11 protein-coding genes are annotated in these 11919 nt (G+C 70.4%); 3 read left to right on the plus strand and 8 right to left on the minus strand.

Annotated features, from left to right (window positions below):
- Positions 1-245 precede the first annotated feature (245 nt).
- Positions 246-2156, plus strand: coding sequence for a RiPP maturation radical SAM C-methyltransferase (locus ACFPA8_RS16145; RefSeq protein WP_386448828.1), 1911 nt, complete (start codon positions 246-248; stop codon positions 2154-2156).
- 51 nt (positions 2157-2207) lie between these two features.
- On the opposite strand, the gene ACFPA8_RS16150 is transcribed toward ACFPA8_RS16145, so the two are convergent.
- Positions 2208-2666, minus strand: a complete 459-nt coding sequence (locus ACFPA8_RS16150; protein ID WP_386448831.1) for a hypothetical protein — start codon at positions 2664-2666, stop codon at positions 2208-2210.
- A gap of 374 nt (positions 2667-3040) precedes the next feature.
- On the opposite strand from ACFPA8_RS16150, the gene nhaA reads away from it, so the two are divergent.
- Positions 3041-4405 carry a Na+/H+ antiporter NhaA gene (gene nhaA, locus ACFPA8_RS16155; protein WP_386448834.1) on the plus strand — a complete coding sequence of 455 codons (1365 nt, stop codon included), beginning with the start codon at positions 3041-3043 and terminating at the stop codon, positions 4403-4405.
- 84 nt (positions 4406-4489) lie between these two features.
- On the opposite strand, the gene ACFPA8_RS16160 is transcribed toward nhaA, so the two are convergent.
- From ACFPA8_RS16160 to ACFPA8_RS16185, 6 genes are all read right to left on the minus strand, one after another.
- Entirely contained in the window at positions 4490-5413 is a 924-nt protein-coding gene (locus ACFPA8_RS16160; protein WP_386449483.1) for a universal stress protein, read from the minus strand.
- A 292-nt stretch (positions 5414-5705) separates the two neighbouring features.
- Complete coding sequence (locus ACFPA8_RS16165; protein WP_386448837.1) at positions 5706-7061, minus strand: Ni/Fe hydrogenase subunit alpha; 1356 nt, start codon at positions 7059-7061, stop codon at positions 5706-5708.
- Positions 7058-7816 (minus strand): NADH-quinone oxidoreductase subunit B family protein, encoded by a 759-nt coding sequence (locus ACFPA8_RS16170; protein WP_386449485.1) that lies wholly within the window; start codon positions 7814-7816, stop codon positions 7058-7060. Before ACFPA8_RS16170 ends, ACFPA8_RS16165 begins: the two co-directional genes overlap by 4 nt.
- Positions 7817-7917: 101 nt before the next feature.
- Positions 7918-8754 carry an FAD/NAD(P)-binding protein gene (locus ACFPA8_RS16175; protein ID WP_386448840.1) on the minus strand — a complete coding sequence of 279 codons (837 nt, stop codon included), beginning with the start codon at positions 8752-8754 and terminating at the stop codon, positions 7918-7920.
- On the minus strand, positions 8751-9242 hold the full coding sequence (locus tag ACFPA8_RS16180) for a cyclic nucleotide-binding domain-containing protein (protein ID WP_386448843.1): 492 nt from the start codon (positions 9240-9242) through the stop codon (positions 8751-8753). Before ACFPA8_RS16180 ends, ACFPA8_RS16175 begins: the two co-directional genes overlap by 4 nt.
- Positions 9239-10390, minus strand: a complete 1152-nt coding sequence (locus tag ACFPA8_RS16185) for a 4Fe-4S dicluster domain-containing protein (protein ID WP_386448846.1) — start codon at positions 10388-10390, stop codon at positions 9239-9241. Before ACFPA8_RS16185 ends, ACFPA8_RS16180 begins: the two co-directional genes overlap by 4 nt.
- 175 nt (positions 10391-10565) lie before the next feature.
- On the opposite strand from ACFPA8_RS16185, the gene ACFPA8_RS16190 reads away from it, so the two are divergent.
- Positions 10566-11132, plus strand: a complete 567-nt coding sequence (locus ACFPA8_RS16190) for a hydrogenase maturation protease (RefSeq protein WP_386448849.1) — start codon at positions 10566-10568, stop codon at positions 11130-11132.
- A 3-nt stretch (positions 11133-11135) separates the two neighbouring features.
- On the opposite strand, the gene ACFPA8_RS16195 is transcribed toward ACFPA8_RS16190, so the two are convergent.
- A complete protein-coding gene (locus tag ACFPA8_RS16195) occupies positions 11136-11822 on the minus strand; it encodes a Rossmann-fold NAD(P)-binding domain-containing protein (protein ID WP_386448852.1) in 687 nt (228 codons plus the stop codon).
- Between the last annotated feature and the right edge of the window lie 97 nt (positions 11823-11919).

An 11919-nucleotide genomic window follows, 5' to 3' on the forward strand; every position in this document is an offset into this window, starting at 1 on the left:
CGGGCGTGGAGCCGGAGCGGGAGTGCCTGACGTCCGCAGGTGGTTCGTGTGTTGCCCTTGAGGCTCCATCGGCAATCTTCGATGAGTGATCCCGTGCCGGAGGCTTCCCACGCGACGGAGGCGTCCATACACTCCTGACGGACTCTCCAAGCCAGACCCAGTTCGAACCACGGCTCCACTCGGCGAGACCCGCACCACTCGTGCGCGGCGCCGACAAGGACAGACCCGGACATAGGAGGACTGGCATGCCGCCGAAGATGCTCCCCCTGGTGCAGGGATCGCCCCGGTCGCAGCAGGCACCCGCCGTACCGGCGCGGCGCCTCCGGGTCGCCCTCGTCAACATGCCGTGGGCACGCGCCGATACGCCGTCGATCCAGTGCGGGCTCCTCGCGTCCGTCGTGCGGGAGGCCGGCCACGACTGCGCTGTGCACTACCTCAACGTCGAACTGGCGGCCGTCGTGGGACCGGCGACGTACACCGGCATCGCGGAGGCGGGCGGTGAGCGTCTCCACCAGTTCGGCGAGTGGCTCTTCTCGTACGCCGCTCACGGGGATGTCCGGCCCGAGGAGGATTACCACGCCGAGTTCCCCGAGGTGGAGAACATCTGGCGGGACGCCACCGGAGGGGGCCGCGAAGAGATCAGCGCCCTCCGCCGTGAAGTCCTGCCCCAGTGGCTGGCCCGCTGTGCCGAGGAGGTCGACTGGGCGTCCTACGACGTCGTCGGGTTCTCCTCGACCTTCCTGCAGAACACGGCGTCGCTCGCCATGGGCCGCATCCTGAAGGAACGCTTCCCCGAGCTGACCGTCGTCTACGGCGGGGCCAACTTCGACGGCGAGATGGGCGAGGAGTACCTCAGGGGGCTGCCCTGGATCGACCACGTCGTGACAGGGGAAGGGGACATCGCCTTCCCCACCCTGCTCCACCGCATCGCCGCCGGAGACACCACCGGTGTGCCCGGCGTGCGTTCCAGGGGCGTGACCGGGCCGACCGGCGAATCACCGCGCACCCAGGACCTCGACGACCTTCCCGTCCCCGACTACGCGGACTACTTCGCGAGCCTGCGCCGGCACGGCGAACCGGCGGTCCTGGGAGACGCGCAGGTCAAGCTGCTCGTCGAGTTCTCCCGCGGGTGCTGGTGGGGTCAGAAGCACCACTGCACCTTCTGCGGCCTCAACGCGCTCGGCATGGGTTTCCGCCCCAAGTCGGGTGCGCGGGCGATGGAGGAGCTCGAAAGCCTGCTGAGTGAGCATCCGGTCGCCCACGTCGAGGCCGTGGACAACATCCTCGACATGAAGCACCTGACGACGCTGTGCGCGGATCTCGCCACACGGCACTGGGACGTCAGCATCTTCTACGAGGTCAAGGCGAATCTGACGCGCGCCCAGCTCGGCGTCCTCGAACGCGCGGGAATCGACCGCATCCAGCCCGGTATCGAGAGCCTGAGCAGCCATGTCCTCGACCTGATGCGCAAGGGCTCCACCAAGCTGATCAACATCCGGCTGCTGAAGTGGGCGCAGTACTACGGCATCACCGTCGACTGGAACATCCTCAGCGGCTTCCCCGGCGAGACCGACGCCGACTACGAGGAGCAGGCCCGGCTGATGCCGCTTCTGCACCACCTGCGCCCCCCGGCCTGCGGGGGTGTGATCTGGCTGGAACGCTTCAGCCCGTACTTCACCGACAGCTCCCTCGGCCTGTCGAACGTGCGGCCGCGCTCCTGCTACGGGTACATCTACCCGGACACGCTCGATCACTCCAAGATCGCGTACTACTTCGACTACGACGCGGCCGACGTGGCATCCCAGGGCGCCCGTGACGGGCTGTACTCCGCGGTGGGTGACTGGCGCGCGAAGTGGCGCGAGAAGCACCCGACCCTCGTCTACCGCCGCCTCCCCACCCGTCTCGAAGTCGTCGACAGGCGCACCGACCAGGAGCAGCGCACAGTGATCGAGGGCTGGCGGGCCGAGGCGTACGAGGCGTGCAGCGACACCGCGCACAGCGCCAAGCGGCTCCACCAGGACCTGCTCGACTCCGGCGTCGACGCCGCGCTGGACGGGGTGACGTCGTTCCTCGACGAGTGCTGCGGCAGCGGTCTGATGGTCTCCGAGGACGGCAAGTACCTCGCACTGGCGCTCCCTGACAACCGGCACCTGTAGCGGTGCCGGACGACGTCGTGCTGAGCGGGCGCCGCGGCCGCCGCCACCGGTTCAGGACCGCCAGGGGCTCCTGGGGGGCATGACGTCCGCGTCGTGGAGCCGCCTGGACAGCGCTCGCAGCGGCGCGTGCCAGTAGGGGCGAAGTGCTGTCAGGATCAAGTAGCGGGAGTGACTGTCCAGTGTGCGGGCGGCGGCAGTGGCTGCTCGGAGGCCGCCCCCGTGGAGCACTTCGACCAAGTGATGGAGCGTTCCGCCACAAGTGGCCGTCACCGCGGGGGTGTCGGTGAGACGGGCGAGACTGCCTCCGGTCTGGCGAGCGGCTGATTCGATCGCCGCGACGAGGCGCACGAGGTGGACCGGACCGTCGTGTTCGTCCTCGGCCAGCAGCCTTGCCCGCTCGTCGGCGACCGGTGAGCCGTCACCGGTGCTGGACCAGGAGGCGAGGAGGTGTGCCAGAGGCGCGGGGTCTATCCGCCGGGCGTCGGTGTCCTCGTAGTCGGTCGATGGCACCCGCGGCAGCGGAAGGGACGTGCCGCTGCGCGAACTCACTCTCTCGTGACGTGCCAATGTGTATCGCTTCTACTGGGTCGGGCTCTGCGGCCGGCTTGGTTTCTGCCGCCATGTACTGGTCTGTCTCGAAACGCATCCTTGCCGTCCCGTGGCGGAGGCTGCATGTCCGGTTCCCGGCAATCTTCCGACCTCGCTGATTGCTGACTTCCGCCTCACCGGCCGTCCCGGGGCACGGGTACCGAACCACGAGGACTCGCCGACGGTCCCTCCCGATAGGGTGTGCGGGACGCGCCGGAGTGCGCGGGGTGTGCCGGGAAGTCTGGTCGGCGACTGGGGACCGTTGTGTCCGACCGTCGACGACTTGGAGCCTGCTGATGTGCCCCGCTTCCCGTGGTGAACGGCCCACGTTCCTGAGCGTGTTGTCCTGGCCCGAACGCACGGCGGTCGCCAAGGCCCTGCGGACCGAGACGATCGGTGGGCTCGCCCTGCTGGCCGCCGCCGTCGTCGCGCTGGTGTGGGCGAACTCCCCCTGGAGCGACGGCTACGAAGCCGCCCGGAACTTCCATTTCGGCATCCCCGCCCTCGGGCTGGACCTGTCCGTCGGCCACTGGACCTCCGACGGTCTCCTCACCTTGTTCTTCCTCGTGGCCGGCATCGAACTCAAGCGTGAGCTGGTGGTGGGCCAGCTGCGCAGCCCTGCGGCAGCGGCACTGCCGGTGGTCGCTGCCGCATGCGGCATGGCGGTGCCCGCTGCGGTCTACGTGGCCACGGTCGCAGCCGGAGACGGCTCCTCGGAAGGGTGGGCGGTGCCGATGGCCACCGACATCGCTTTCGCACTGGCGGTACTGGCCGTCCTCAGCACTCACCTCCCCTCCGCCCTGAGGGCCTTCCTGCTCACTCTCGCGGTCGTCGACGACCTGGGCGCCATCCTGGTCATCGCCCTCTTCTTCACCAGTGACCTGAACCTGCCCGCACTGGCCGGCGCCGTGGCGGGACTCGTCGTCTTCTACCTGTTGCAGCGGTTCCGGGTACGCGGCTGGTGGTGGTACGTACCGCTCGGCATCGCGATCTGGGCGCTGACGTACAACGGCGGCATCCACGCCACGGTTGCCGGCGTCGCCATGGGACTCGTACTGCGCACCACCCGCGACAGGGAGGCGCCTGGCCGGAAGGCGGAGACGGCTTCACCGGGAGAGCGGTCCGAGCACCTGCTGCGCCCCCTCTCCGCAGGCATCGCGGTGCCGCTGTTCGCTCTCTTCGCCGCCGGGGTCGGCATCTCGCTGAGCGGACTGGGCGAGGTCTTCACCCGTCCCGAACCGCTGGGCGTCGTACTGGGACTGGTCGTGGGCAAGACCGTGGGCATCTTCGTCGGCACCTACCTCACCGCCCGCTTCACCCGCGCGCGGCTCAACCCGGACCTGACCTGGGCCGACGTCCTGGCCCTCGCGATGCTGGCGGGCATCGGCTTCACCGTGTCCCTTCTCATCGGCGAACTCGCGTTCCCCGACCCGGCCGACGCGCAGCACATCAAGACAGCCGTCCTCGTGGGTTCGCTGCTCGCGGCCGCGCTGGCCGCGGTGCTGCTCAAGCGCCGCGACCGGATCTACCGCCGGCTGTGGGAGGCCGAGAACGTGGACGCGAACGCCGACGACATCCCCGACATCTACCAGCGGGACGTGACCGGGGACGCGGACGGGAACGTGACCGGGGACGCGGACGGGCGGGACGGCGGAGCCTGAAACGGGGACGCCGACCGACAGCAGGCCCGGCCGGACCGAGGGCTGCTGGAGACCGCAGACCTTCCGGACGCGTACGCGGTCTCTTCAGGCTGCCTCCGCGTCGGCGCCCGAGCCGTGTCCAAGAAGGTGGCCGCGCTCGTGCGGGACCACGACGACAGGGCAGTGAGCATGGTGCAGCGCCGCCTGGCTGACCGAGCCGAGAAGCATTCCCGTGAATCCGCCGCGCCCCCGTGCGCCGACGACCAGCATCCGCGCGTTCCTGCTCGCGGCAAGGAGTTCCTCCCGTGTGCGCCCGCGCACGGAGTGGAGCTTCACGCGCACGTCGGGATACTGCTCGCAGCACCCTGAGAGCGCTTCGGCAAGCAGCGCTTCCTCCTCCTCGCGGAGCTCGCCGGGCTTCTTGGCGTATGCCATCGCCTTGTCCGGCGGCGGCGAGGGCGGAACCGTCCATTCGGACCACACGTGCATCGCGACGAGATCCACTTCCCGGAGCGACGCCTCGGCGAACGCGAAATCGATCGCCCGTCGGTTGGCGGGGGAACCGTCCACGCCCACGATGATCGGACTCGACGGGTCCGCCGTGCCGCGAAGAATCAGGACCGGACAGTGCGCGTGAGAGGCAAGGTGCACCGCGACGGACCCCAGAAGCAGCCCCGAAAAGCCGCCCAGACCTCTGCTGCCGACGGCGATCAGCGACGCCGACCGGGACAGCTCGACGAGCGTCGGCAGCACCTCACCGGGAATCACGGTGCCGGTGACCTCGACGCCGGGTGCGACGGCACGAGCCCGCGTCACTGCTTCGGCGAGATAGCTCTCCGCCTCCCTCTCCAGCGCCTCCTCCAGAGGTTCGTAGACTTTCGTACCCGGGCCGGGAGGGGCCGACAGCCAGGTCTGCACGTGCACGAGATGCAGACCGACGCCATGCAGGGACGCTTCCACGGCGGCTTGCTCCGCGGCGGTCAGGCTTGAGGGGGAACCGTCGACTCCGACGACCACGTCGTTGCTCATCTCCACCGCCGAGTCCTCTCCGCTGCCAGGTGCGAGCCGGTGTCAGGTGTGCGGGACGGGGGAGTCCTGCGACGCCGCCCTTCCCGGAAGGATGGTCATGGAGTGGTGGGGCCGTCCGCGCCGGACCGGGCGCCGAAAGCTGCTCGCAGTGCCCTCCCCGTCGTGGAAGGAAGCAGAAAGAGCGGTCTCGTCCCACGATGTGGCGGGCTGCCACTGAGCGCAACCGCGCTGTCCTGCACCTCCGGGAGCGAGGGCCGGGCCGCCGCGCCGCACGGCGTGCCCGGACCGCCCGTCAGCCGACGCGATCCACGGTCACTCGCAGGAAGTGGGTCGCGCAGGAAATGCAGGGGTCGTGGTTGCGGACCGCGCGTTCGCCGAGACCGGCCAGCTCTTCGTCCGCGGCGGACCCGGAGTCCAGACCTTGCTGGATCAGACGGCGGACGTCCTCCTCGATGGCTGCCTGATTCTGGGACGTGGGTGGCACGAGGACGGCATCGGTGACGGTGCCGTCGGCATCCAGGGTGTAGCGGTGGTAGAGCAGGCCGCGTGGTGCCTCCGTGGCACCGTGGCCGGTTCCCGCCCGGACGGGAACCGCTGTCGACGGTCTCGGCGGCCGCTCGTAGGCCGCGAGGATGCGCAGCGCTTCATGCACGGCGTAGAGCACTTCGAGGGCGCGTACGACGATGCTGCGGAACGGGTTGCGGCACACCGCTCCCACCCCGGGGTCGCCGAGTCCGGCCTCACGCGCCAGCTCACGGATCTCAGGGGGCAGCCAGCGGCCGCTGACGGCGAACCGGGCGAGCGGGCCGGTCAGGTGGCGCCGCCCGTCGAGCAGGGAGTGCAAGGCCGTGGAGTACGGGACTTGATGTTCCCTCACATGCTCGCCGAAGGCACTGAGCGGGAAACTGCGTACGGTTCGCGCGGGCCCGTCCACCGCCCCGTCGGACGGGAGCACGGTGGGTGTGCCGGACTCGACGGCGTACGTGCCGGGCTCGGCGAGAGCCAGAAGATCATGGTCGCTCGTGGCGTCGGGGAAGTCGAACCCGGCCACCCAGCGCACTGTGGCCTCCGCGTCGTCCCGTGCCCGCAGCAGCTTCTCCCGCAACGGGCGGATCTCGGCGGGAGCGGGGACGCGATGGAAGCCGCCCAGGCGCGCGTTGATCGGATGGATGGAGCGGCCGCCCAGTTGCTCGACGATGGCGTTGCCGGCCTCCTTGAGGCGAAGGCCGCGCTCCACCTCCCCCCTCCCGAGCCGGGCGAGGTCCACGATGTCGGTGCAGCCGAGGAAGTCCGGCGCGTGCAGCATGTAGATGTGCAGCGTGTGGCTCTCGATCCACTCGCCGCAGTACTGAAGTCTGCGCAGCGCCGCCACCCGCCTGTCGACGGTGACGCCGCATGCGTCTTCCAACGCCCGGCATGCGCTCATCTGGTAGGCGACCGGACAGATGCCGCAGACGCGGGAAGTGAGGTCCGGAGGCTCGGTGTAGGAGCGGCCGCGCAGGAACGCCTCGAAGAACCTCGGCGGCTCGTAGATGCTCAACTGCGCTGCCGCCACTTGGTTGCCGTGGAGTCGCAGACGCAGCGTGCCCTGGCCTTCGACACGGGTGAGGGCGCCGAGCCGAAGCTCCTTCGACCGGGGGGCCGTCACCCGAGTTCCTCATGCCGTGCGGCCCGGTCGAACTCCGGTGCACCGGTGTTGAAAGTCCGCAGGAGACGGACGATGTCGAGGGTCGCCATGCCGTCACGGCGCAGCAGGGGAACGAAGGCCGGGAACTTCGTCGAGTCCGACGGGCCGAAGCAGCCGTAACAGCCCCTCCCGTACGCCGGGCAGAGAGCCCCGCATCCGGCGTGGGTGACCGGCCCCATGCAGGGGACACCACCGGTGACGGTCACGCACGGGGTGCCGCGCCTCTTGCACTCGAAGCAGACGCTGTGGGCGGGCACGTTCGGTGTGCGGTCCGCGAGGTACGCGGTGACGACTTCCAGGAGTTGTCCGCGGTCGATCGGGCAGCCGCGCAGTTCGAAATCGACAGGGACATGTGCGCTGATGGGGGTGGAGGTGGCGAGAGTGTCGATGTATTCGGTGCGGGCGTACACGACGGCGCGGAACTCGGCCACGTCGGCGTAGTTGCGGAGCGCCTGGATGCCGCCCGAGGTGGCGCACGCGCCGAGGGTCACGAGACGGTGCGATACCGCTCGCACATGCTGCACCCGCTCCGCGTCCTCGGGGGTGGTGATCGAACCGTCGACCAGCGAGAGGTCGTACAGCCCCTCGTCAGGAGCGCTCACCGCCTCCTGGAAGTACGAGATTTCGACCCGGTCGGCCAGGGGGAGGAGATCGTCCTCGCAGTTCAGCAGGGTCAGCTGGCAGCCGTCGCACGAGGCGAACTTCCAGACTGCCAGCCGCGGCCGGCGCTGCTTCTCGCCCGGCTCGCCCGTCGCGCCCGGCTCGCCAGTCACGTCGCCCGTCACGTCGCCCGTCACCTCCTCGGCACCTCGTTCCCTCACAGCTCTCGTACGTTCAGCAGAGGTTCGGCGGCTGTCCAGTCGATCACCGGGCCGTCCCGGCACAGCAGCAGCGGACCGAGCTGGCAGTGACCGCAGTGCCCGGTGCCGCAGTGCATCGTGCGTTCGAGGGAGAGCTGGATCCGCTCCGGCGCGGCTCCACGTCTGACGAGTTCGCGGGCAGTGGCGCGCATCATCACCTCGGGGCCGCACAGGAACGCCGCGGCCTGGCCGGGGTCGAAGGCGGCCCGGTTGAGCAGCCCGGTCACCACTCCGACATCGCCGCGCCAGGTGTCGTCAGGGCGGTCCACGGTGGTCAGAACGCCGGCACCGGCAGCCCGCCACCGTTCCCGCTCCGCCCCATAGCAGAGGTCCCCCGGGGAGCGGGCGCCGATCAGGACGTTCAGCCGTCCGTACAGTCGCGGATCTGCGAGTGCGGCCGTGATCAGGGGACGTAGCGGCGCCAGACCGAGGCCGCCGGCGACGACGAGTAGATCCCGGCCCACTGCGGCGGACAAGTCCCAGCCGACGCCGAAGGGCCCCCGTACGCCCACCGTTGCACCGGTCTCCAGCCTGTGGATCCGGCCGGAGACCGCTCCGACGGTACGGACCGTGTGGGCGAACCGCGTCTCTTCGATCCGGGAGACCGACAGCGGGATGTCTCCGACCCCGAAGGCGTACACCATGGCGAACTGTCCGGGCGAGAAGGGCGGCAAAGCGGCGCGCAGTGGTTCCAGCACGATCGTCGACGTGTCCGGGGTCTCGCGCGTCCGTTCTGCTACGCGGTACGGAACCGGCGGCCTCGCGGGGACGGCCTCGGGGGCCAGGACGGTCACTGGACCGTTCCCTGCCTGCCGGAGCCCTGCCCGGCGCCGGCGGGGCTGTTTCCGTACAGGTCCAGCAGCCGGGTGCGTGCCGCGCGCAGTCGCTCGCCGATGACCTGGTCGGCGATGGTGCGGAACAGTGCGAGCCCGGCCGCCGGGGAGTCGTCCATGGCGGCACGCACGCGGGGAGCGTCGAACTCCCAGGCGTCCGTCGTGCTGCGGGTGCGTGCCCCGAGGTGCCAGCGGTACGGCTCGAAGAGCCAGGACCAGCCGAGCAGTTCGCCGTCCCCGAGGGTCTCCACGACGACCGGTCCGCGGCCGGGCACGTGCACGTCGAGCGCCACGAGCCCGCTGCGCAGGATCCAGAACCGGTCGGCCACGCCGTCCTCGTCGAAGACGCGGATTCCCGCCGGGAGGGTGACCTCGTGTGCGAAGCCGAGCAGCCAGCCACGGTGCACCGGCGGAAGTGCGTCGAGGAGACCGCGCCGCCCGGGGGTCATCCCTGTACCTCGCCGACGGCTCCCGCGGCCCGCTCGGCGTGCAGCGCGTGGGCCTCCTCGGTGATGTCGATGCCGACGGGGCACCACACGATGCACCGTCCGCAGCCCACGCATCCCGAGCTTCCGAACTGGTCGTGCCACGTGCCGACCTTGTGCGTCAGCCACTGCCGGTAGCGGCTGAGCGGCGAGGCGCGAACCGGCCCCGCCGGCAGATGCGTGAACTCCACGTCGAAGCAGGACTCCCAGTGCCGCCACCGCTCCGCGTGCTCCCCGGTCAGATCGGTGACGTCCTCGACACTGGTACAGAAGCAGGTGGGGCAGGCCATGGTGCAGTTTCCGCAGGTCAGGCAACGTGCCGTGACGTCCTCCCAGCGTTCGGCGTCCAGCGTCTCCCCCATCAGGGCGCGCAGGTCCACCTCCGGCATGGTCCGGCCCATCCGGCCGGCGGCCTCGTCGACCAGCGTCCGGGCGGCGCCGGCTGTCGCCTCGTCGGCCGGGGCGTGCGGCAGCCGGGCCAGGACGCTCTCGCCCTCCTCGCTGCCCGCACGGACGAGGAAACGGTGGTGGCGGCCGTCGATCACCTCGGTGAGCGCCAGGTCGTAGCCGGGTCCGGCAGCCGGTCCCGTCCCCATGGAGACGCAGAAGCACGTGGCGCCCGGTTCGGTGCATTCCACCGCTACGAGGAAGGCCCGCCTGCGGCGCGCCGCGTACCGGGTATCGGCGTGCGGGCCGCCGCCGAGCACGCGGTCCTGGATGGCGATCGCCCGCAGGTCGCAGGGCCGTACCCCCAGGAACGCGTACGACGGCGGTGCGCTCGTCTCCTCCGTCACCACCAGGTCGCCGTCCGCCGTGACGTCGGCGGTCCACTGCCGCTCGCGCTGCGGGTGCAGGTACGTCTTCCACGACTGGGGCCCCGCGCTGTGCGCGAACGCGGCTCCGTCCGCGCGAGGGCGCAGCCGGTAGTGCCCGGCCTCCAGTTCCACGCCCCACCCGTACGGCAGGTCGGCTCCGCTCCCGACTTCGTCCAGCACGATCGCCTGGTCCCGCAGCGTCGGCCCGATCACGGTGCGCCCGTCTCCGGCCAGCAGGGCGATGAGTGCGTCCAGCCCGTCCTTGTCGATCACCGCGCTCGCCTCGGTGTCGTCCACCGTGACTCACCTCCCGCATCTCCAGCCGGCCGCGGTCAGTATGGGAGTGCGGCCCTCCGCGGAAGGCTCCCGACCATGGCGGTGGGCCCAGTCGGGCTCCTGCCGTCACCCCTGACGGTGGCGGCGACGGGGGAGACAGCCCGGACCTGCGTGGGCGGGCGGTACGAGTGGAGTGGTGAGCCCACGAGAAGTCCCCTCGCGGACCGTCGTCCTCGGAGTGGGCAACAGTCACCGCCGCGATGACGGCGTCGGCCCGGCCGTAGTGGCACGGCTCGTGCGAGAAGCCGGTCACGGGCTGTTGCCGCACTCCCTCGGGCTCCATGTGAGCGACGGGGAGCCCGCCCGCCTGATCACGCTCTGGCAGGGTGCCGGCCTTGCCGTGATCGTGGACGCCGCCCGTACGAGGAGGCCGGCTCCCGGACGGGTGCACCGACTGGAGGACGTCGACGACGCTGTGCGGCCGGCCTTCGCGGCCAGCTCTCACGGCCTGGGGATCAGTGAAGCGGTCCGGCTGGCCCGCGTCCTCGACCGCCTGCCGCCGCGGCTCGTCATCTACGGCGTCGAGATCGCCGACACCGGGTTCGGCACCGGGCTGTCGGCCGGCGTGGCAGGCGCGGTGCCGGGTGTGGCTGCACGCGTCAGGCAGGACATCGTCCAGCACGGCGGCAACCTGCACGGCGGCAACCTGCACGGCGGCAGCCTGCACGGCGGCAACCTGCACGGCGGCAAGAGACGTGGATGAGGCTCACGGCAGACCGGCAAGGGCCGTCTCCTCCAGAATGATCTGCCACACGGCTTCATGGAGGACCAGCCCGTCGTGGGTGACCACCATCGCGGCTTGAACGGGGTCGGAGAGGTCGATGACCGGTGAACCGTCCCGTCGCATGCGGGCCAGTAGCGCCACGATGTTCCGTGACCAGGCGACCGAAGCCGCGGCCGGGATCTGCGCGGGACGCGCGCGGGGGTCGGCGTCGAAGGACTGGACGACCGCGTCGGGCTGTCGTGTCGGCCGTCGTGCCCGGGAGGCGACGGCGTCCGTCGGAAGCGCGAAGTCCCGTCCGCTCGGCACGAGATCCATGCTGACCGTGCTCACGCCGTCGTCTGCCCAGCGGCGCATCTGGAAAGGGATCACCGACGGCTCCAGGAGAGCGATGAGCACCTGTCCGCGGTGAAGGTGCTGCCCCACGCCGAGATTGGGTGCCCGGACACTCACCAGCACATCCGAGTCACCGAGAAGCGCATCCCTGCTCACGGTCCGAGCCCCGGCGTCCTGGTATGCGCGGTCCGGGAAACCGGCCGAGTTCCCAGCACCTGTTTCGACGAGCGTGCGCAGGCCCGTGGCGGTGAGTGCTCTCACGTCGCCGGGCACCAGAGCGACTCGGTGCTCGCCCGTCACGGTCTCCTTGCAGACCCCCACCGTCGTGGGTGTCATGGGCACCTCCCGTCTGAGAGGGTGTCCCTTTCTTCAGTATCTGCCCTTTTTATGAGGTGCTGCAGTCCGGGTGGACCCCGTCCGGCAGGACATTGCC

Origin of the sequence: Streptomyces ovatisporus (genome assembly GCF_042653885.1) — a bacterium.
Lineage (GTDB): Bacteria > Actinomycetota > Actinomycetes > Streptomycetales > Streptomycetaceae > Streptomyces > Streptomyces ovatisporus.